Here is a 21,179-nt window from a genome sequence, read left to right as displayed (position 1 = left end):
CCTCCTCTCTTCTCGCGCTGGGCCAAAATCGGCTCCGTCTCGGTGAATCAGATATACAGCACGCCGCTCTCGATATTTACTCTCTGGCAAGGCATTGTCGGCATAGCGGCCGGACTGGGGATCAGACCGAAGAGTTTGCTGAATGGACATGCCATCGCGGACAGCGCCGGGCGAGCAGGGGGGGCACGGCGTCGACGAAGGCCCGCGCGGCTTTTTCGGTCGAATCGGGTCGCGCGCGACCCGGCGCCGCGGCGACGCCGCAGCGAACCTGCAAACGCGCGAGGCGCTGCTTCTCCTCCAGAATTACGAAGAAAGCGGGCGCGGCTGGTTCTGGTCGACCGACGCCGATGGTCGGCTTACCTATATCACCGACGTGGTGGCGCGGACGATGGGTCGCTCGGCGGCGGCGTTGCTGGGCACGCCCTTGACGGACCTCTTCCTGCCCGCCGACAGCCATGGCGAGCGTCAGCGCACCTTGCGGTTCCTGCTCACGCGCCAGTCGGCGTTCGACGACCTGCCGCTGCGCGGCGCCTTCGAGGGCGGTGATCGCTGGTGGGCGATATCGGGGCGGCCGCAATATGATGCGGACGGCCAGTTCACCGGCTATCGCGGCAGCGGCACCGACATCACCGCGCAGCGCCGCTCGGCCGAGGATGCGTCGCGGCTTGCGCTCTATGATTCGCTCACCGGCCTCGCCAACCGCTTCAACATCTCGAAAAAACTCGACGCGACGCTCGCCGCTTTTGCGCAGCAGCAGCGCTCGTGCGCGATCATGCTGCTCGACCTCGACCGCTTCAAGCAGGTCAACGACACGCTCGGTCATCCGGCCGGCGACGCGCTGCTTAAACAGGTCGCCGAACGGCTGCTCAAGTTCGTCGGCGACAAGGAAATGGTCAGCCGATTGGGCGGCGACGAGTTCCAGATCATCCTTCCCGACATCGACGATCGCGGCAAGCTGGGCGACATGGCGGCCGACATCATCGCCAGCCTGTCGCAACCCTATTCGGTCGAGGGCAGCCGCTGCATCATCGGCGCGTCGGTTGGCGTCGCGATCGCGCCGTTCGACGGGCAGAGCAGCGACGATCTGGTCCGCAACGCCGACCTTGCGCTCTATGCGGCGAAAGGCAATGGCTGCGGCCGCTTCGCCTTTTATTCGAGCGACCTGCACCAGGCGGCCGAAGACCGGCGCGCGCTGGAGGAAGATCTGCGCGACGCGCTGGCTCGCGGCGAGATTGCGCTCGCTTACCAGCCCGTCGTCAACGCCAGGTCGAACATGGTGACCGGGGTCGAGGCGCTGATCCGCTGGACCCACCGCGACCGCGGGGCGATTTCGCCCGCACTGTTCATCCCGATCGCCGAAGAAGCCAATCTTATCTGGCCGCTCGGCGAATGGGTGCTGAGGAAGGCATGCGAGGATGCCGCGGGCTGGCCGGGCGAGATGCGCGTTGCGGTCAATGTCTCGCCGATCCAGTTCGCCAATCCCGAACTGCCCAAGGTCGTCGCCAAGGCGCTGGCGGCCAGCGGGCTGTCGCCGGACCGGCTCGAACTGGAGATCACCGAAAGCGTGTTTCTGGGCGACACGGCGGAAGCGAACCGGATGTTCAAGGCGCTGAAGGGGCTGGGCGTGCGGCTGGCGCTCGACGATTTCGGCACGGGCTATTCGTCGCTTGCCTATCTGCAATCGGCGCCGTTCGACAAGATCAAGATCGACCAGAGTTTCGTGCGCGGGGCGACCGAACCGGGGTCGCGCAACAGTGCGATCATTGCCGCGATCGTCGCGCTGGCCGAGGCGCTCGATATGGAAACGACCGCCGAGGGCATCGAATCGCTCGACCAGCTCGATCTCGTCCGCAAGCTCAACGTCAGCCATGTCCAGGGCTATGTCTACTCGCGACCCGTGCCTTGTGCCGACCTGGTCGGTCATACCGAGGCCGGCGTCTGGACGATCAAGCCGTCGGGTCCGGCGCGTCAGCGCAACGACCGCTTGTCGCTGTTCCGCAAGGTTGGCGCGATCCACGACAATCACCGCTACGCCGTCGTCATCCGCAACCTGTCGGCGACCGGGGCGTTCATCGAGGGCATTTTGGATGTGCCCGTCGGTACGCGCTTCGTGATCGATTTCGGCGAGGGACAGCTCGTCACCGCGACGGTGCGCCGGTCGATGAAGCACCAGCAGGGCATCGAGTTCGAACAGACGATGGTCAGCGACGGCAATGGCGGGCTTTGCACGCGTCACCGCGTATCGCCCTATCTGATCGCCGCCGCGGCGCAGCAGACGAGCGCGCTGGCATTGCCGGCCTTTACGACGACGAGCGACTGGAAAGCCGCCTGACACAGGAACCCGACGCCTGGCGCTTCGTTCTGTCTTCGACCCGCTAAACGGACGGAGACGATAATGGCCGAAACCAGAATCTTTGCGCGGCTGAAAGCCGATCACGATCGCCACCGCGAGCTGCTCGACAAGATCGACGCGACCCACGGCGACAGCGATGAGCGCCGGACGCTGTTCGAGGCGTTCCGCGTCGAGGTGACGGCGCACGCCGCGTCGGAGGAAATGTCGCTCTATGCGACGATGCTCGCCGACCCCGACCTGCGCGACGAGGCGCAGCACAGCGTTGCCGAGCATAAGGAGATCGAGGATTTCCTGACCGAATTATACGAGATGGATTTTGCGTCGAGCGGCTGGCTGACGCGCTTCCGCACGATGAAGGACCGTTACCTCCACCATATCGACGAGGAGGAGCAAGAGATGTTCCCCGCGGCGGAAAAGGACTTGTCCGACGCGCGCAAGAAGGAACTGATCAAGATTTTCGAAAAGGAAAAGCCGAGGGAAAAGGCCAAGGCGGCCGAAGAGGAGCCTTCAAGCGAACACGCGCGGGATTAGGGCTATAAGCCCTCCCCTTCAGGGGAGGGCAGCGAGACTTGCCAGCTTGCTGGCTTAGTCGCAGCGGGTGGGGGCCATCGGCCTTGCGCAAGGCCGATGGCCCCCACCCCAACCCCTCCCCCTGAAGGGGAGGGGCTTTTTTGTCCGCCTCGACTTTCGCGTTCCCGCCCGCCATAGGCGCGCGCGATGAAGCCAAGATTCGCCTTTTCCATCTCCGCGACCGACGGCGCCGCGCGCGCAGGCGTGATCGCCATGCAGCGCGGCGAAATCCGCACCCCTGCCTTCATGCCCGTCGGCACGGCGGCGACGGTGAAGGCGATGCGCCCCGCCGAGGTGCGCGCGGCGGGCGCCGACATCATCCTCGGCAACACCTATCATCTGATGCTGCGGCCCACTGCCGAACGCATGGCGCGGTTCGGCGGCCTTCACAAGTTCATGGGCTGGGACCGCCCGATCCTGACCGACAGCGGTGGTTATCAGGTGATGAGCCTGTCGGCGCTGACCAAGCAGAGCGAAGAGGGCGTCGCGTTCAAGAGCCATCTCGACGGATCGCGCCACATGCTCACCCCCGAACGCTCGATGGAAATCCAGCGGCTGCTCGGCAGCGACATCGTGATGGCGTTCGACGAATGCCCGCCCGCCGGGGTGGACGCCCGGCGTGCCGAGGCGAGCATGGAACGCTCGATGCGCTGGGCGGCGCGCAGCCGCGCGGGCTTCGACGCGGGGGAGGAGCATGCGGCGCGATCGGCGCTGTTCGGCATCCAGCAGGGCTCGCTCGACGAAAAATTGCGTGCGCGCTCGGCCGCGACGCTCATCGACATCGGCTTCGACGGCTATGCGATCGGTGGCCTGGCGGTGGGCGAGGGGCAGGCGGCGATGTTCGGCGTGCTCGACTTTGCACCGGCGCAGCTGCCCGCCGACCGTCCGCGCTATCTGATGGGCGTTGGCAAGCCCGACGATCTGGTCGGCGCGGTCGCGCGCGGGGTCGACATGTTCGATTGCGTGCTGCCGACCCGGTCGGGCCGCAACGGCCAGGCGTTCACGTGGGACGGTCCGCTCAACATCCGCAACGCCAAATTCGCCGACGATCAGGAACCGCTCGATGCGTCGTGCGGCTGTCCCGTCTGCACGATCTGGTCGCGCGGCTATCTGCATCACCTCGTCCGCGCCGGCGAAATGCTCGGCGCGATGCTGATGACCCAGCATAACATTCATTTTTATCAGGATCTGATGCAGGCGATGCGCGACGCGATCACCACGGGGCGTTTCGCGGCGTTCCGGTCCGATTTTGCCGCGCGCTATCGTCGCGCCTGATCAGTCGAGCTTGCCGAGCAGGTCGAGCAACGACTGCGGAATCGCCTCGTCAACCGTTGATTCATACGCCCTGCGCAGGGCGCCATTGACGTCCTGTCCCCTGGCGGAAAATTTCTTGCCGACGTCCTTTCCGGATGTCTCGCCGCGGGGCGAACCGGTTTTAGACGTCATTATAAGTGCATCCGCTCGACATGGGGCCTTTTGCTAACCGCGCACACACCAAAGCGCAATGGCGTGTTTGTTTCTTTCCCATGAAACCATTTTCACGTTAAGTCGTTCCCTTGTGTTGGATTATATCGAGCGCGAATGGGGGCGGCGCTGCAAGCCTGTCCGTGTTCCGTACAATCTGGCCAGCATTTGCGCGGTTTTCAGGAGGTAGTCTATGTCTTTGGGTCAGTCGATCGCGCCGCATCTTCCTTATCTGCGGCGCTATGGCCGGTCCGTTTCGGGGAACCAGCAGAGCGGCGACGCGCTTGTGGCCCGGATGCTTGAAACGCTTGTCGCGAACCCAGACGCTATCGATCCCGACGCCGATCTGCGCATCCAGCTTTACCGGATGGTGCATGACAATTTCGGTCTGATGGCGCAGCAGGCGCCCCCCGACGGCGAGCGGGCGCGCGGCGACATGGCGATCGCCGACGCGCGGCTGCGCCGCATCCCGTCGCTCGCGCGGCAGGCCTTGCTGCTTACGGCGGTCGAGGGCTTCGGCATCGAGGACGCGGGCCGGATCATCGGCCGCGACGCCGAAGCGGTGCGCGCGCTGATCCACGACGCGACCGACGAGATCGAGCGCCAGACGCGCGCGCGCATCCTGATCATCGAGGATGAACCGATCATCGCGATGGACATCGAAATGATCGTCCGCGACCTTGGCCATGATGTCGTCGCGGTCGCGACGACCCACGCCGAAGCGGTCGAAGACGCGCAGAAGCACCAGCCCGGCCTTGTGCTCGCCGACATCCAGCTTGCCGACAATAGTTCGGGGATCGAGGCGGTGCAGGAAATCCTGTCGGACGTGAAGCTGCCCGTGATTTTCATCACCGCCTTCCCCGAACGGCTGCTCACCGGCGACCGGCCCGAACCGGCCTTCCTGCTGACCAAGCCCTATCAGCCCGCGACGCTGCGCGCGGCGATCTCGCAGGTGCTGTTCTTCGACGAAAGCACGGTTCCGGCCTGAAGCCATCGTCGCCCCCGCGAAGGCGGGAGCCGCCGTCGGTTGACGCAGCGCGGCCGCGCACGCACTGCCAACGGCCCCCGCCTTCGCGGGGGCGACGGTGGAACCGTCTTGCCTCGTGCCGGGTCGCGGGCGATAGCAGCGCGCGATGACTGCATCCGACGTTTCCAGCCGCCAATCGGCGCTCGACCGACTCACCGCCAACGCGCCGTTTCTGGCGCGGCTGGCCGAACTCAACCCCGAAGATGCGACGCGCTTCCTTGCCGATGGCACCGATGCCGCGCTCGCCGCGGTGACGCCGCCGGCGATCGACGACGACATCATGCGCACGCTTCGCCTATGGCGCGGGCGGATCGCCCTGCTGCTTGCGCTCGGCGACCTGTCGGGCGAGCATGATGTCGCGAAGACGACGCGGCTTCTGTCCGATTTCGCCGACCGGGCCTGCGATATCGCGCTCGCCGCGGCCTTTGCCGAGCGCGTGCCGGGCGAGGCTTCGCGCGGGCTGGCGGTGATCGCGCTCGGCAAGCTCGGCAGCCACGAACTCAACTATTCGTCGGACATCGACCCGATCCTGATCTTCGACCCCGATAGCCTTCCCCGGCGGTCGCGCGACGACCCCGACGAGGCGGCGGTGCGGATCGCGCGGCGGATGGTCGAGATATTGTCGGCGCGCACCGCCGACGGCCATGTGCTGCGCGTCGACCTGCGGCTCCGCCCGCATCCCGAGGTGACGCCGATCGTGCTGTCCGAAAACGCTGCCATATCCTATTATGAATCCGAAGCGCTGGCGTGGGAGCAGGCGGCGTTTATCCGCAGCCGCGCGTCGGCGGGCGACCGTGCGCTCGGCGCGCATTTTCTCGCCGCGATCCACCCCTTCATCTGGCGGCGCAGCCTCGATTTTCGCCAGCTCAAGGAAATCGGCGCGATGAGCGACCGCATTCGCGATCATTTCGCGCAAGGGCAGGCGTTCGGCCCCGGCTATGACCTGAAACGCGGTCGCGGCGGCATCCGCGAGATCGAGTTTTTCGCGCAGGTTCACCAGCTCATCTATGGTGGGCGCGACCCGTCGCTGCGCGCGCCCGCGACGGTCGACGCGCTCGCGGCGCTCGCCGCGGCGGGGCGAATCGACGGCGATGTCGCGGCGCGGCTGGCGGATCATTATGCGACGCTGCGCCGCATCGAGCATCGGCTCCAGATGATCGAGGACCAGCAGACGCATGGCCTGCCGGTGCAGGCCGCGGCGCTCGACGCCGTCGCGCGGCTCGACGGGCTGACCGACGGCGCGGCGCTGCTCGCGGCGCTCGAACCGGTCACCGCCGATGTCGCCGCCTGTTACGATCGGCTGGTCGCCGAACGCGCCGCGACGACCGGGCTGCCGCGCGACGAGGGCGCGCTGGCGCCCCAACTGGCCGCAGCGGGGTTCGACCCGCCCGATGCGGCGCTGCGCACCATCGCCGAATGGCGCGGCGGCAAGCTGCGCGCGCTGCGCAGCGCGGCGGCGCTCGAGGCGCTGGAGACGTTGCTCCCCGAACTGGTCCGCGCGATCGGCGCCGCGCCCGATCCGCAGGCGACGTTGCTGCGCTTCGACAAGCTCGTCGCGGGGCTGCCGAGCGCGGTGGGCTTTTTCCACCTGCTCGCGGCGCAGCCCGAACTGGCGAAGATCGCGACGCGCATCCTGTCGCTTGCGCCGACGCTGGCCGATGCGCTCGGCGCGCGCGCCGAACTGATCGAGGGACTGATCGACAAGCGCGCGTTCGAGGCGCCCGCGAACAAGGCCGACCTGCTCGCCGAATGGGCGCCGGGGCTCGCGGGACTCGACTATGAACGCTTGCTCGACCGCGTGCGCGACCGCGTCGGCGAGCGGCGCTTTGCCTATGGCGTCCAGCTGATCGCCGGGGCGAACGACCCGCTCGCCATCGCCTGCGGCTATTCGGAGCTTGCCGAAGCGGCGTTGCAGGTGCTCGCCGACGCGACCGTCGCCGAGTTTGTCGAGGCGCATGGGCGGGTGCCGGGCAGCGAGCTGGTCGTGCTTGCGCTCGGGCGGCTTGGGGGGCGCGCGCTCACCCATGCCTCCGACCTCGACCTCATCTATCTTTTCACCGGCGATCATCTTGCCGAATCGGACGGCCCGCGCCCGCTTGGCGCGACGACCTATTACAACCGCCTCGCGCAGCGCGTGACGGCGGCGATGTCGGTGCCGACCGCGGCGGGCAAGCTTTATGATGTCGATACGCGGCTGCGCCCGCAAGGCGCGCAGGGCCCGCTCGTCGTCACGCTCGACAGCTTCGCGCGCTACCAGCACGAGGAGGCGTGGACATGGGAGCATATGGCGCTGCTCCGCGCGCGGCCGGTTTATGGATCGGATGCGGCGCGTGCCGAGCTGCAACGCATCATCGCCGACCTGCTCGCCGTGCCGCGCGATCACGACGCCGTGGCACGCGATGCCGCCGCGATGCGCGACAAGATCGCCGCGCACAAGCCGCCGCGGGGCCCGCTCGACATCAAGGGTGGACCCGGCGGGCTCGTCGATCTCGAGTTTGCGATGCAGGTGACGCAGCTTGCGACCGGGCGATGCCACGACCCCAATATCGGCTCGGCGCTCGCCTGCATGACGAGCGAAGGGCTGGCGCCCGCCGCGACCTGCAACGCGCACGGTCTGCTCGCGCGGATGCTCGTCATGCTGCGGCTGACCGCGCCCGACGGGGAACCCGCGACCGCCGCCGCGCGTCAACTCGTCGCGAGCCAGTGCGGCGAACCCGGCTGGCCGCAGCTGCTTGCCGCGCACGATGCGGCGCGGCAGGAGATTGCGGCCTGGTGGGCCTCGATTCGGCCTGCCGCCCCCGCTGAGCAGGAGAAACAGCCATGATCGCGATCGGCGACCCCATCCCCGATTTGAAACTTCCGGACGCCGATGGCGCGGCGATCGAGCTGGCCGCGATGAAAGGCGCGCCGCTGGTCGTCTATTTCTATCCGAAGGCCGACACGCCGGGCTGCACGACCGAGGCACAGGATTTCACGCGGCTCGCGCCCGATTTTGCGCATCTGGGCGCGCAGGTGCTCGCGGTCTCGCGCGACGCCCCGGCGAAGCTCTGCAAGTTCCGCGACAAATATGGGCTGACCGTGCGCCTCGCTTCGGACGAGGATGGCACGGCGTGCGAAGCCTTTGGCACCTGGGTCGAAAAGCAGAATTACGGCCGCACCTATATGGGAATCGAACGCTCGACCTTCCTGTTCGGCCGCGACGGCAAGCTCGCGAAAGAGTGGCGCAAGGTGCGCGTGAAGGGTCATGCCGATGCGGTGCTGGAGGCGGCGAAGGCACTTTGATGGCCACCCTCGGCGAAGCCGCGCGCGCGGTGCTGCTGACTGCGGACCCACACGCCAAGCGCCGCGCGGCGCGCGGTCTGGCGCGCGCCTGGCGGCGCGGCGAGCTTGCGCATCGCTGTGACGTCGCGATGCCAGACCGGCCCGCACGGCCCGCGCGGCCCGAACTGCTCGCGCCCGCGCAGATGCCGCGCCGCCGCAAGGGCGGGTCGGAGCGTGGCCGGATCGCGATGCTCCACGCGCTCGCGCATATCGAGTTTGTCGCGATCGACCTGGCGGTCGATCTGGTCGGGCGCTTCGGCGGCGAGTTTCCGCGCGGATTCGTCGACGACTGGATCGGCGTCGCCGCCGACGAGGCGATGCACTTTGCGCTGCTCGACCGGCGGCTGCGCCAGCTCGGCAGCTTCTATGGCGATTTGCCCGCGCACGCGGGATTGTGGGAAGCGGCCGAAGCGACGCGCGACGACGCGCTCGCGCGGCTCGCGATCGTGCCGATGGTATTGGAAGCGCGCGGGCTCGACGTCACCCCGGCGACGGTCGACCGCTTCCGCGCCGCGGGCGACGAGGTGTCGGCAAAGATTTTATCGCGTATTTACAACGATGAAATCCGCCATGTGCGCGCGGGCACCGTCTGGTTCGGGCAAAAGTGCGACGAACTGGGATTCAACGCCGTCGAAACGTGGCACGCGCTCGTGAAATCGCGGTTTCGGGGGGCTTTGAAGCCGCCTTTCAACGACTCGGCGCGTGCTCGCGCCGGTTTAACGCAAGAATACTACGCCGTTATTGCTTCGTAAGGAGCAGGACAGCACACAGGCTTCCGCGGGGGATGAGCAATCATCCAGAGCAGGAATACCGGCACCAAGGCCCAGTTTCGGGCTTTGGCGACATGGCAAACGCGGGGTCGTTGTTTTGAGTAACATTCTACTGGCGCAAAAGTTGCACCACATCGCAATTTTCTGCGTGGCAGCCTGTTTCGCCACGGCCACGTCGGCCGTCCACGCCGCCGAAACCAGCGCCGACGCTGGTATCATCGTTCCCGACGAACCCGATGACGACAGCTTCACCGCCGGCGTTCCGGCGACCGGCGAAGACAGCGAGGCGCGCGCAATCTTTCAGGCGTGGAAGCGCCTCGACACCGGCCTGACCGCCTCGATCGGCGTCGCGGTGCCCTCGCGCCGCCCGATCGACCAGATGTCGCTCTCCTCGTCTTACGGGATGCGCGTCCATCCGATCACCGGCAGGGTCGCGCGCCACAATGGCATCGACATCCCGGCGCCGCACGGCACCCCGATCTACGCGACCGCCGACGGCATCGTCGGCCGCGCCCAGCGGCTGGGCGGCTATGGCAATTATGTCGAAATCGAACATGGCAATGCGATCCAGACGCGCTACGGCCATATGTCGTCCTATGTCGTGCGTCCCGGACAACAGGTCAAAAAGGGCGAAATCATCGGTTATGTCGGCTCGACGGGCCGCTCGACCGGCAATCATCTCCATTATGAAGTCCGCATCGAAGGCGCGCCGGTCAATCCGATGCCCTTCGTGCGGTCGGACCAGATGGCGATCGCCGCGATCAGCGGAAAAAATGTCGCGATGGGCGGTCCTGAATAGGAATAAAACGAGCCTTTCCGGGTCGGAGAGGAGGGGGCGTTCCGCGGCTGATGCCGGGACGCCCTTTTCTTTTGGGCGCGCATCCCTATCTTGCCGCCATGGCCACGCAGATTTCCGACATCATCCTGTCGCCCGCCGCCGCGGCGCGCGTCCGCTGGATCGCCGATCGCAAGGGTCAGGCCGAGGCGGCGCTGCGCCTGTCGGTCGACGGCGGCGGCTGTTCGGGTTTCACCTATCGTTTCGACCTTGCCGACAGCATCGACGCCGACGACATCGTCACCGAAACCGACGGGGTGAAGCTGGTCGTCGATCCGGTCAGCATCGACCTGGTGCGTGGCTGCACCGTCGATTTCGTCGATTCGCTCGGTGGATCGTCGTTCAAGGTCGAAAATCCCAACGCGGCATCGGGCTGCGGCTGCGGATCGAGCTTCGCGATCTGAGCAATCCACTCCTTGTCCTTCTTCGCCGCGCTCGCAATGACGAAATTGCGGACGTCAAAGGAATGATCGCCAAACAAGTTCCGGGTGACGAAGGGGCTGTGATCGGCGTCGGCTTGCTGGCATAGGTGCGGGCATGAAAATCGCGACCTTCAATATCAACGGGATCAAGGCCCGCCTGCCGCGCCTGATCGAATGGCTGGAGGAAAGGCAGCCCGATGTCGCCTGCCTTCAGGAACTGAAATCGAGCGACGAGACGATGCCGACGAAGGAGATCGAGGCAGCGGGTTACGGCTTCCTCTATCACGGACAAAAAGGCTTCAACGGCGTCGCGATCCTGGCGAAAGGCGCCGATCCGGTCGAGGTGCAGCGCGGCCTTGCAGGCGAGGCCGAGGACGAGCAGTCGCGCTATCTGGAAGCCGACGCCCACGGCATCCGCGTCGCGTCCATCTATCTGCCCAACGGCAATCCGCAGCCGGGGCCGAAGTTCGATTACAAGCTGCGCTGGATGGCGCGGCTGCGCGAACGCGCCAGGATGCTCCTCGCCGCCGAAATCCCCACCGTGCTCGCGGGCGATTACAACGTCATCCCGCACGACGACGATGTCTGGGATCCCCGCGCCATGGCCACCGACGCGCTGATGCAGCCCGAATCGCGCGATGCCTGGTTCCGCCTGCTCGGCGACGGCTGGACCGACGCGCTGCGCAGCCGCCATCCGGCGGGCCATGTCTGGACCTATTGGGACTATCAGGCGGGCGCCTGGCAGCGCGACCACGGGTTCCGCATCGACCATCTGCTTTTGAGTCCGGCGCTCGCCGACCGGCTGGTCGATGCCGGCGTCGACAAGGATCATCGCGGACGCGAAAAGGCGAGCGATCATGCGCCCACCTGGGTGGTGCTGTCCTGACGCCCCGGATCAGAGCGGCTTTTCGTAAATCTGATACACGCGGTTGATGCGGGCATCGATCGCGGCCGCGACCGCGTTCATTCCCTGATTGTCGTCGAGCACCCAGCCGATGTCGCCTTCCTTGGCGCCATAATCGCGCACCGCGTCGCGGCGGATGAACTCGATCATCATGAAGGCGAGCGTGCTCGCCATGCGGCTGTTCTGCAGTTTCTTGACCACGCCCATCAGCGGCACGCGCAGACGGCGACTCCTGGGTTTGCGCAGCCACCAGAGCAGCCGCGCCCAGTTGAAGGGAAAGAGCGATCCGTCCATGTCGATGAGCAGCTGATTGATGTCGGGCAGCACGATCATGAAGGCGACGGGCTCGCCGTCGAGCTCGGCGACGCGGATCAGATCCTCGAACACAATGTCCTTCAGCTTCTTGCCGACATAGGCGATCTCGCTGTCGGTCAGCGGGACAAAGCCCCAATTGTCCGACCAGGCATCGTTGAGGATGGTCATGATAAGCCGTGCCTCGGCATCGAACCGCTTCTTGTCGACGCGGCGAACGCGGATGCGGTCATTCTTTTCGCCCGCGGCGACGATGCGGTTCACCAGCGGCGGAAAGCCGTCGGCGATGTCGACCGCGAAGTTTCTGAGCTGCTTGGCGGGACGATGGCCCGCCGCCTCGATCCACGCGCGATAGAGCGGGCTGTTGTGGCCGAGCATGATCGTCGGCGGCGTGTCGAACCCCTCGATCAGCAGGCCGGGTTCGTCCCAGATCGAAATCGACAGGGGACCGAGCGCGCGCGTCATGCCCTGACCGCGCAACCAGTCTTCGGCCGCGGCGATCAGCGCATGGGCGCTGTCTTCATCCTCGGCCTCGAACAGCCCCCAATTGCCGGTGCCCGGTCCCATCCCCCGTTCGGCGGGCTGTGCGAGCGCCAGCTCGTCGATATGCGCCGAAATGCGCCCGACCGTCCGGCCGTCCCGCCGCGCGAGGAAAAACTGCGCCTTGCCATGCTCGAACCACGGATTCTTGCCGGGGGTGAGCAGGCCGTAAACCTCGCCCTTCAGCGGCGGCACCCATGCCGGGTCGCCGCGATTGAGCCGAAAAGCCAGCTCGACGAACTCGCGCAGATCGTTCTTGTCCTTGACCGGATGGATCGTGACCGGGCCTTCGTGGTGCGCGCTCATACTGGTTTCCTGACCTGCCAATCTTATATCGGGGCGACGCATTAGGGCAAAGCGGGCGTGCTGGCGACCCGCATTCGGCCATTTTGCTGCCACGAAGCTATGGTTTTGGACCCGCTATGACGACGATCAATCCTCCCGCCGATCGGGTCGCGACCCCCTTCGCGCCGTCGGCACCCAGGACGCCCAAATCGGCCATCGCGGACGATATGGCGATGATCCGCGCGGCATCGGAGCTGACGCGCGATCTCGTGCAGCCGAGCGCGCGGATTTACTGGGCCGATTTCCTTGCCTCGACCGTCATCGGCTATGCCGGCATCGCGGCGGCGATCCTCGCGCCCTCGATCGTCTGGATGCTCCTTGCGGCCACCATCGCGGTCGTCGCGCTCTATCGCGCGGGCAGTTTCATCCACGAACTCACGCACATCCGCAAGAATGCGCTGCCGGGGTTCCGCTTCGCGTGGAACCTGCTCGTCGGCGTGCCGCTGCTGATCCCGTCCTTCATGTATGAAGGCATCCACAGCCTGCACCACAACCGCACCAGATATGGCACGGTCGAGGATCCCGAATATCTGCCGCTCGCGCTGATGAAGCCGTGGACGGTGCCGCTGTTCGTCGTCGTCGCCGCCTTCGCGCCGCTCGCGCTCGTCTTCCGCTATGCGGTGCTCACCCCCCTGTCCCTGCTGATCCCGCCGCTCCGCAAAGTCGTCGTCGAACGCTATTCGGGCATGATCATCAACCCGCTGTTCCGCCGCAAGGCACCCGAAGGCGATTTCCGCCGCATGTGGGCGTGGCAGGAGGGCGGCGCGTGGGCGTGGTCGACCCTGCTGATCGCCGCGGGCGTGTTCGGCTGGGTGCCGCTGCGCGCGCTCGCCATCTTCGGCGCGATTGCGGCGGCGACCTTGGTGCTCAACCAGATCCGCACCCTCGTCGCGCATCTGTGGGAAAATGACGGCGCGGTGTTGACCGTGACCGGCCAGTTTCTCGACAGCGTCAACGTGCCGCCGCCGGGCCTGCTTCCCGAATTGTGGGCGCCGGTGGGGCTGCGCTATCACGCACTCCACCATTTGCTGCCCGGCCTCCCCTATCATTCGCTCGCCGAGGCGCACCGCCGACTGAAGGCCGCGCTGCCCGCCGATTCGCAATATCATGGCGCGAATTACGACAGTCTGCCGAAACTGGTGGCGAACTTGGTCGCGGGTTCGGCGCGGGGCAAGGCGGCCTGAGGATAAACCCGTCGCCCCCGCGAGCCGACGCTGTCCCCTATTCCTCAGTCCTGATCAAAATCATCTCGCCGATCAGCGCGAACAGGATGAACGGACCCCACGCCGCCAGAAACGGCGAGTAAGCGCCCAGATCGCCCATCGCCAGCGCGAAATTGTCGGCGACGAAATAGGCGAAGCCCAGCGCCATGCCGATGATCGCGCGCACGAACAGCTTGCCCGATCGCGCCAGCCCGAACGCCGCGACGGCGCCGAGCAGCGGCATCAAGATCGCCGACAGCGGCCCCGAAATCTTGTGCCACAGCACGCCCTTCAGCGCATCGACCGGGCGCCCCGCGGCTTCGAGGTCGTCGATCGCCGCCTTCAGCTTCAGGAAGGGCAGTTCGTCGCCGTCGACGTCGGCGAGCGTGAACTGGTCGGGGCGCACATTTGGTGCCGCAACGATCGTGCCCAGCGGTTCGAGTGTTCCCGATCGGCGCGAGAAGCGCCGCGCGTTCGCCATTTCCCATCCACCGCCGGGCAGCGCGCGCGCGCTGTCGGCCGACAGCATCGACGACAGGACGCCGCGCGTGCGTTCATAGATGGTGACGCCGCGCAGCACGACCGCGGGCCCCGACGTCTCGACCGTTTCGGCGTTGATCAGATCGTCGCCGTCGCGCACCCAGATGTTGCTGCGCACCCCGCTGTCGACAGGAACGCGCTTGTATTCGACCTTTTGCCAGGCGCCGAGCGCCGCGGTCGAGCGCGTGACGATGCGTTCGTTGAAGGCAAAGCTGATCCCCGCGACCAGCAGCGCCGCGAGGAACAGCGGCGCGAGCACCTGATGCGCCGACATGCCCGCCGCCTTCATCGCGACGACCTCGCTGTTCTGGTTGAGCGTCACCATCGTCAATATCGTGCCGAGCAGCACCGAAAAGGGCAGGAAGGTCTCGATGATCTGCGGCATCCGCATTCCGACATAGCGCCATACGTCGCTGTCGCCGTTGCCCGGAACGGCCAGGATCTTGCCGCTTTCGCCGAGCAGGTCGAGCGTCTGGAGGATCAGCACGAGCGCAAAAAGGATCGCAAAGGTGCGGAACAGGAACAGCCGCCCGACATAGAGCGCCATGGTGCGCGAGGGAAAGAAATGAAGCTGGTGCATCAGCCCGGCCTTCGCTCACGCTGGAACAGACGGACGAGGCCGCGGAGCCGCTCCGCGCCCTTCGCCGCGACGCGCTCGAGCGCGCCGATCGGCTGGCCACCGGGGACGTGCGCGATCGTATAATACATCCAGATCGCGAGCGCCGCGAAGAGGAGGAAGGGCACCCAGAGCGCGATCAGCGGATCGACCGCGCCGCGCGCGCCCAGATCCTCGGCATATTGGTTGATCTTGTGCTGGGTGACGAGCAGCACGATCGACAGGAAAACGCCGAGCGACGAGGTCGACCGTTTGGGCGGCACCGCGAGCGCGACCGCGATCAGCGGGATCAGGAACATCGACATCACCTCGACGATGCGGAAGTGGAAATTGGCGCGCGATTCGAGCCGCGTCTGTTCGGACTGGCGGCGGTCCTTGCCCGCGACGAACAGTTCCGGGATCGTCATTTCGCGATCGGCGCCGCCGCGCAGGCGGAACGCCTCGATCCTGGGCAGCGGGATCGGCAGGTCGTGATTGTCAAAGGTCAGCACGCGCGGCACCGCGAATTTGGGCGATTCGTGGATCAGCACCCCTTGCGACAGGCGCAGGATGATCGTTTCAGGGTCGTCGGTCGCCAGGAACTGCCCGCGCGACGCGGTCGCCGACACGCGTTGCCCGTCGCGCTGTTCGCCGCGCACGAAAATGCCGCGCAGGGATCGGCCTTCATTATAGCTTTCCTCGATGCGCAGCGTCATCCGCTCGCCCAGCCGGGTGAATTCGCCGACCTTGATCGACGCGCCGAGCGCGCCCGATCGGAGCTCGAACTGCAAACCTTCATAGGCATAGCGGGCATAGGGCTGGATGAAGCCGACGATCGCAAGGTTGAGCGCGGCGAGGCCGACCGCATAGACATAGGGCATCCGCATCAGCCGCCCGAAACTCATGCCGACGCCCTTCAGCACGTCGAGCTCGCTCGATGTCGCAAGCCTGCGGAAAGCCAGCAGAATCCCCAGCATCAGCCCGATCGGGATGCCCAGCGAGAGATATTCGGGGATCAGGTTGGCGAGCATCCGCCACACGACGCTCACCGGGCCGCCTTCGGTCGCGACAAAGTCGAACAGACGCAGCATCTTTTCGAGCACGAGCAGCATCGCCGACAGCACGAGCGTGCCGACCATGGGAAAAAAGATGAGCCGCGCGATGTAGCGGTCGATGGCAGGCAGCTTATTCAATCTTTCGTCGCCCCATCACCATGTTTTGGCCGCAAATGTTTCCGATATGCCGATTCAAGGGCGACAGGGACCCATGTCGGCGTGCGCCGTGCGTGCGCGGACGTGGCTATAGCCTCTGGAGGTTTTGAGGTCATGTCGAAATTTGTATCGGGCCTGCTTGCTGCCGCCCTGTTGACCGCGGGGTCGACGGCGGAGGCCATGGGCCGGGTCATTCCGAACGATCTGTCCAACTGCCGCAGTGGGCCGTCGACGCTTGTCCAGATCGACGGGATCAAGACGTCGAGCGGCAAGATCCGCGTGCAAAGCTATCGCGGAACGTCGGCCGACTGGCTGGAAAAGGGTCGCTGGCTCGCGCGTATCGAAGTGCCGGCGCGTGCCGGGTCGATGACCGTCTGCGTGCCGCTGCCCGAAGCCGGCGTGTACGGCATCGCGGTGCGCCACGACGTCAACGGCAATGGCAAGACCGACATCAGCAAGGATGGCGGCGGCATGTCGAACAATCCCGGCATCAACATCTTCAACCTTGGCAAGCCGAGTTACAAGAAGACCGCCTTTTCGGTCGGCGATGCGCCGCGGACCATCTCTATCACGATGAAATATATGTAACCCCGATGGCCAGCGTCGCCCTCCTTTCGAATCCTCGCTCGACGGGCAATCGCTCGCAATTGCCGCGGGTTCGCGAGTTTTGCGCGGCGCACCCCGACATTTTTCACTATGAGGTGGAGGATGTCGAACAGATCGGCGAGGCGATCCGCACGATCGCGATGGTGTCCCCGCGCGTCGTCGCGATCAACGGCGGCGACGGCACGGTGCAGGCGGCGCTGACCGAGCTTTATTCGGGCGGCCATTTCGGCGGCTCGCCGCCACCGGTCGCGGTGCTGCCCAACGGCAAGACCAATTTGATCGCGTTCGACCTCGGCGCCGAGGGCGATCCGATCAAGGCGCTCCAGCGCGTGCTCGACCTTGTCCAGGCGGGTGAGCTTGGCGAGCATGTGATCGAACGTCAGCTCATCGCGCTCGACGGCGGCGGCAACACGCGGCCGGTGCTCGGCATGTTCCTTGGCGGCGCCTATCTCGCCGACGTCATGCTCTATTGCCGCAACCGCATCTATCCGCTCGGCCTGCCCAACGGTGTCTCGCATTTTCTTGCCGCGATTCTCGGGCTGTTCGCGATCATCTTTGGCATCGGCGGCGGGCGCTTGCCGCCCAAGCCCGAACCGATGACCGTGTCGCTCGTCCGCCAAGGCGAGTTCAAGGGCAAGTTCTCGCTGCTGATCGTCACGACGCTCGAAAAACTGCTGCTCAGCATCCGCACGAGCGACAGCCATGGCAGCAACGGCCATATGAAGCTGCTCGCGACCGACAGCAATGTCGGCGCATTGTTCCGGATGCTCGGTGCGACCTGGCGCGGCACGCTCGGGCAAAAGCAGCTCGCCGGCGTGCATTTCCAGCAGGGCGACGAGATACGGATCGAGGGAGCGCGGTCGAATGTGATCCTCGACGGCGAGATTTTCGAGGCCAGGAATGGCGCGCCGATCATCCTCACCTCGACGCAGCCGGTCCCCTTCCTGCGCCTCGCCGCATAGGCTATGCCTCTTTGGCGTGATCCCGCTCGCTTCGAGCGAAGTCGAGATGCCCCGAAGAACAGCGCCGTTTCGAGGAGTGTCTCGACGTCGCTCGACGTCAATGGATTTCAGGGCTTGGGTTTTTCGTAAGAAGAGTATTTATGGCCGACAGCCTGACCGATCTCGTCCGCGAAGAGCTGGCGATCCCCGTCGATCCGCGCGTCACCGCGATGGCCGCCGCGATGGCCGCGCGCTATCCCGGCAGCGCGCGCGCGGTGCTCTTTTACGGCAGCTGCCTTCGGATGCGCGAGCTCGACGGGTTGATGCTCGATTTCTATCTGATCGTCTCCGACTATGGCGACGCCTATCCCAGGCGCTGGATGGCGGCGGCGAACCGGCTGATTCCGCCCAATGTCTTTCCGTTCGAACATGGCGGGCTGATCGCCAAATATGCGGTGCTCAGCGAAGCCGATTTCCACCGCCTGAACGGTGCGGAGACGCGCAATGTGTCGGTATGGGCGCGCTTTGCGCAGCCCGCGCGCCTTGTCTGGGCGGTCGACGATAGCGCGCGCGATCGCGCCGTCGCCGCGGTGGCGCGCGCCGCGCCTGCCTTGCTCGCGGCCGCGGGGCGGCAGGCGGGCGAAGCGCCACTCGACTGGTGGCGCCGTGCCTTTCGGCTCACTTACTCGGTCGAACTGCGCGCCGAGCGCAGCGGGCGTGCGCAGTCGGTGGTCGATGCCGATCCCGCCCGTTACGAACGCTTCAGCGCCCCGGCAATCGCCGCCATTCCGGCCGGAGCAAAGAAGGGGGGCTGGGCGCGGCGACGGATCGAGGGCAAGCTGCTCAGCGTCGCTCGGCTCGCCAAGGCCAGCCTGACCTATGCCGGCGGGATCGATTATCTGGCGTGGAAGATCAATCGCCACGCTGGCACGAAGATCGAGATCAAGCCCTGGCAGCGCCGCTGGCCGCTTGTTGCCGCGCTGACGCTGGTGCCGCGGCTGATCAAGGGCGGTGCGATCCGGTAAAGACCGACCGGGCTGTAAAACCCCGCGCCCCTGCGAAGGCGGGGGCCCATCTCCTGCCGGTTCGATTTTGCGCCGTCCGGTGATGGATTCCCGCCTTCGCGGAAGATCCACAGGCGTTCCGACCGCATTCCTTCGCGATCGAGATTCGATCTCAACTCGCCAGCCGGCGCCGTTCCGACCGCGCCTCGCCGCAGCGCCGGATCGCCTGGTCGAGCGCCGACAGGGTGAAGGGCTTGCGCAGCACGTCATGGTCGCCGAACGCCGCGCCCTCGCTTGCGTCGCCGGCATAGCCGGTCACGAACAGCACCGACAGGTCGGGCCAGCGCTGCGTCAGTCGCGCGACCAGTTCGGGACCGGTGAGGTCAGGCATCAGCACGTCGGTCAGGATCAGGTCGAAACGCGCCTGTCCCTCCTTGATCCGCGCCTCGACCAGCGCCTCGGCCTCCAGCGGGTTGCTGCACGCGACCGCGCGATGGCCGAGTTCGCGCACGGCATCGACCGTCGCGACCAGCACGCGCGCATCGTCCTCTACCACCAGAATGGTCAGCGCATCGGCGGGCGTCGTCGCTGCCACGACGTGGCCGGGCGCCTCGTCGGTGACGGTGCCGGGTTGCGCGCTGGCGATCGGCAACAGCATCGCGACGGTCGTGCCTGCGCCCTCGGTCGATGCGATCTGCACCTCGCCGCCCGACTGGCGGCAGAAGGCAAAGACCTGGCTCATGCCGAGGCCGGTGCCCTGGCCGGCGGGCTTGGTCGTATAAAAGGGGTCGAAGACGCGATCGAGCACCTCTGCCGTCATGCCGCAGCCGGTGTCGATCACCTCGACCGCCAGCGTGCGCGCGTCATCCTGGCCCGCGCCGCGTGTGCGGATCGTCAGCGATCCGTGTCCGTCCATCGCGTCGCGGGCATTGACGGCCAGGTTGAGCAGCGCATTTTCGAACTGCTGGCGGTCGATCCAGCACGCCAGCGCCGCGGCATCGAGGTCAAGCGTCAGCGCGATGCGGTCGCCGATCGTGCGTTCGATCAGCGGCGCAAAGCTGCCGATCGATTCGTCGATCGCGGTCATTTCGGGGCGCGCGGGCTCGGCGCGCGCAAAGGTGAGCAGCCGCCGCGTCAGGTCGGCGGCGCGATTGGCGCCGTCGAGCGCATTGGCAAGGTGGCGCTGCGCCTTTTCGGGCTGACCGGGCAGCCAGCGCTCGGCAAGTTCGAGCCCGCCGACGACGACCGCGAGCATATTGTTGAAGTCATGCGCGATGCCGCCGGTCAGCTGGCCGACCGCCTCCATCTTTTGCGCCTGCCGTAACTGCGCTTCAGCCGCCTCGCGCTCCGCCATTTCGCTGCGCAGCGCGATATTCGCCTGTTCAAGCTCGGCTGTGCGCGCTTCGACCGCGGCTTCGAGCTGCATCGCGCGTTCGGCTTCGGCTGCCTGTTCGCGCCGCGCCAGCCGCCGTTCGCCCTGCGCGCGGATGAGCGAGAAGGTGGCGCCGATCGCCAGCACGGCCGCGGCCGCGCCGAGCAGCGAAAAGAGCAGCATCGCCTGATTGAGACTCGCGCGGTCGGCGGCGGCGACGCGGTTGCGCTCGCGCAGCAGGGCGCGCTCGTTGGTGATGATCTGCGTCAGCAGCTTGTCGATCCTGGCCAGCCCGTCGCCCTGGCCCGCGGCATAAAATTTCGATATGGCGGCGACCGTCTGGTTGTAGTTGGCGCTGAGGGCGGCATCGCCGAGCTGCGCGCCGCGGCTGTTCATTTCCTGCGTCAGTTGCTGGACAAGACGGCCTTGCGCCGGGTTGTCGCGGACATTGCGTTCGAGCTGGGCGAGGAACTGGCGCGCGCGCCCCCATTGCTGTTCATAGATGCGCCCATCCTCTTTCCGCAGGCCGACGGCGAAACGCCCCAGCGCGGCTTCGGCGCGCGCGAGCGCGGCATCGACCGAGCGCGTCTGCGCGATCACCTCCAGGCTCTGCGCCTGCCAGGCGAGCGAGCGGTCATAGTCATTGTTCGCGCGCGCCAGCAGCAGCACGAGCGCGGTGACGACCCCTGCGAGGATCGTCGCCACGCCGACCGTCAGGCCAAAGCGTATCCGCTCGCGCCGCCCGTCGGTTTCGCTGTCATGATCCCGCTCGAACACCGGACTGTCTTACCGGACACGCGCGCCACGGCAAAGCCGCGAAGCCGCCGCTGCCCGTTCGCGCACTC

19 protein-coding genes are annotated in these 21,179 nt (G+C 66.4%); 14 read left to right on the top strand and 5 right to left on the bottom strand.

Annotated elements, in window-relative coordinates:
* Window positions 1-142: 142 nt before the first annotated feature.
* The 3 genes from SALA_RS11145 (at window position 143) to tgt (ending at window position 4,198) form a co-directional block, all read left to right on the top strand.
* A complete protein-coding gene (locus SALA_RS11145; protein WP_011542474.1) occupies window positions 143-2,332 on the top strand; it encodes an EAL domain-containing protein in 2,190 nt (729 codons plus the stop codon).
* 63 nt (window positions 2,333-2,395) lie between these two features.
* The gene (locus SALA_RS11140) at window positions 2,396-2,884 is read left to right on the top strand and encodes a hemerythrin domain-containing protein (RefSeq protein WP_011542473.1); all 489 of its coding nucleotides are present in this window, start codon (window positions 2,396-2,398) and stop codon (window positions 2,882-2,884) included.
* A 186-nt stretch (window positions 2,885-3,070) separates the two neighbouring features.
* Window positions 3,071-4,198 (top strand): tRNA guanosine(34) transglycosylase Tgt, encoded by a 1,128-nt coding sequence (gene tgt / locus SALA_RS11135; protein ID WP_011542472.1) that lies wholly within the window; start codon window positions 3,071-3,073, stop codon window positions 4,196-4,198.
* On the opposite strand, the gene SALA_RS17330 is transcribed toward tgt, so the two are convergent.
* Window positions 4,199-4,369 carry a NepR family anti-sigma factor gene (locus SALA_RS17330; RefSeq protein ID WP_192807416.1) on the bottom strand — a complete coding sequence of 57 codons (171 nt, stop codon included), beginning with the start codon at window positions 4,367-4,369 and terminating at the stop codon, window positions 4,199-4,201.
* Window positions 4,370-4,580: 211 nt separating this feature from the next.
* Between SALA_RS17330 and SALA_RS11130 the strand changes: the two genes are divergently transcribed.
* The 7 genes from SALA_RS11130 (at window position 4,581) to xth (ending at window position 11,648) form a co-directional block, all read left to right on the top strand.
* A complete protein-coding gene (locus tag SALA_RS11130; RefSeq protein WP_011542471.1) occupies window positions 4,581-5,375 on the top strand; it encodes a response regulator in 795 nt (264 codons plus the stop codon).
* A 145-nt stretch (window positions 5,376-5,520) separates the two neighbouring features.
* Window positions 5,521-8,238: a bifunctional [glutamine synthetase] adenylyltransferase/[glutamine synthetase]-adenylyl-L-tyrosine phosphorylase gene (locus tag SALA_RS11125; RefSeq protein ID WP_011542470.1), complete on the top strand. Its 2,718-nt coding sequence runs from the start codon at window positions 5,521-5,523 to the stop codon at window positions 8,236-8,238.
* Window positions 8,235-8,696, top strand: a complete 462-nt coding sequence (locus tag SALA_RS11120; protein ID WP_011542469.1) for a peroxiredoxin — start codon at window positions 8,235-8,237, stop codon at window positions 8,694-8,696. Before SALA_RS11125 ends, SALA_RS11120 begins: the two co-directional genes overlap by 4 nt.
* Window positions 8,696-9,487, top strand: a complete 792-nt coding sequence (locus SALA_RS11115) for a ferritin-like domain-containing protein (RefSeq protein ID WP_011542468.1) — start codon at window positions 8,696-8,698, stop codon at window positions 9,485-9,487. The genes SALA_RS11120 and SALA_RS11115 overlap by 1 nt, the downstream gene beginning before the upstream one ends.
* A gap of 142 nt (window positions 9,488-9,629) precedes the next feature.
* Window positions 9,630-10,304: a M23 family metallopeptidase gene (locus SALA_RS11110; RefSeq protein ID WP_237700864.1), complete on the top strand. Its 675-nt coding sequence runs from the start codon at window positions 9,630-9,632 to the stop codon at window positions 10,302-10,304.
* Between the two features lie 98 nt (window positions 10,305-10,402).
* The gene (erpA, locus tag SALA_RS11105; RefSeq protein WP_041384062.1) at window positions 10,403-10,744 is read left to right on the top strand and encodes an iron-sulfur cluster insertion protein ErpA; all 342 of its coding nucleotides are present in this window, start codon (window positions 10,403-10,405) and stop codon (window positions 10,742-10,744) included.
* Window positions 10,745-10,877: 133 nt separating this feature from the next.
* Window positions 10,878-11,648, top strand: coding sequence for an exodeoxyribonuclease III (gene xth, locus SALA_RS11100; protein WP_011542465.1), 771 nt, complete (start codon window positions 10,878-10,880; stop codon window positions 11,646-11,648).
* 9 nt (window positions 11,649-11,657) lie between these two features.
* Here the strand turns inward: xth and SALA_RS11095 are convergent, their stop codons facing one another.
* Window positions 11,658-12,824 (bottom strand): hypothetical protein, encoded by a 1,167-nt coding sequence (locus tag SALA_RS11095; protein WP_011542464.1) that lies wholly within the window; start codon window positions 12,822-12,824, stop codon window positions 11,658-11,660.
* A gap of 116 nt (window positions 12,825-12,940) precedes the next feature.
* Between SALA_RS11095 and SALA_RS11090 the strand changes: the two genes are divergently transcribed.
* Window positions 12,941-14,047, top strand: a complete 1,107-nt coding sequence (locus SALA_RS11090) for a fatty acid desaturase family protein (protein ID WP_011542463.1) — start codon at window positions 12,941-12,943, stop codon at window positions 14,045-14,047.
* 37 nt (window positions 14,048-14,084) lie between these two features.
* Here SALA_RS11090 and lptG read toward each other — a convergent pair whose 3' ends face one another.
* Complete coding sequence (gene lptG / locus SALA_RS11085; RefSeq protein WP_011542462.1) at window positions 14,085-15,185, bottom strand: LPS export ABC transporter permease LptG; 1,101 nt, start codon at window positions 15,183-15,185, stop codon at window positions 14,085-14,087.
* On the bottom strand, window positions 15,185-16,393 hold the full coding sequence (lptF, locus tag SALA_RS11080) for an LPS export ABC transporter permease LptF (RefSeq protein ID WP_011542461.1): 1,209 nt from the start codon (window positions 16,391-16,393) through the stop codon (window positions 15,185-15,187). Before lptF ends, lptG begins: the two co-directional genes overlap by 1 nt.
* Before the next feature lie 132 nt (window positions 16,394-16,525).
* Between lptF and SALA_RS11075 the strand changes: the two genes are divergently transcribed.
* The 3 genes from SALA_RS11075 (at window position 16,526) to SALA_RS11065 (ending at window position 18,983) form a co-directional block, all read left to right on the top strand.
* Window positions 16,526-16,999 carry a DUF2141 domain-containing protein gene (locus SALA_RS11075; protein ID WP_011542460.1) on the top strand — a complete coding sequence of 158 codons (474 nt, stop codon included), beginning with the start codon at window positions 16,526-16,528 and terminating at the stop codon, window positions 16,997-16,999.
* Window positions 17,000-17,004: 5 nt separating this feature from the next.
* A complete protein-coding gene (locus tag SALA_RS11070; RefSeq protein WP_011542459.1) occupies window positions 17,005-17,979 on the top strand; it encodes a diacylglycerol/lipid kinase family protein in 975 nt (324 codons plus the stop codon).
* Window positions 17,980-18,119: 140 nt separating this feature from the next.
* Window positions 18,120-18,983, top strand: coding sequence for a hypothetical protein (locus SALA_RS11065; protein WP_011542458.1), 864 nt, complete (start codon window positions 18,120-18,122; stop codon window positions 18,981-18,983).
* Between the two features lie 151 nt (window positions 18,984-19,134).
* Here SALA_RS11065 and SALA_RS11060 read toward each other — a convergent pair whose 3' ends face one another.
* Window positions 19,135-21,111, bottom strand: a complete 1,977-nt coding sequence (locus tag SALA_RS11060; protein ID WP_011542457.1) for an ATP-binding protein — start codon at window positions 21,109-21,111, stop codon at window positions 19,135-19,137.
* Window positions 21,112-21,179: the final 68 nt, after the last annotated feature.

The organism is Sphingopyxis alaskensis RB2256, from assembly GCF_000013985.1.
Classification (GTDB): Bacteria; Pseudomonadota; Alphaproteobacteria; order Sphingomonadales; family Sphingomonadaceae; genus Sphingopyxis; species Sphingopyxis alaskensis.
Note: the sequence above shows the minus strand (reverse complement) of the source record. Positions and strands in the feature narration are given on the sequence as shown.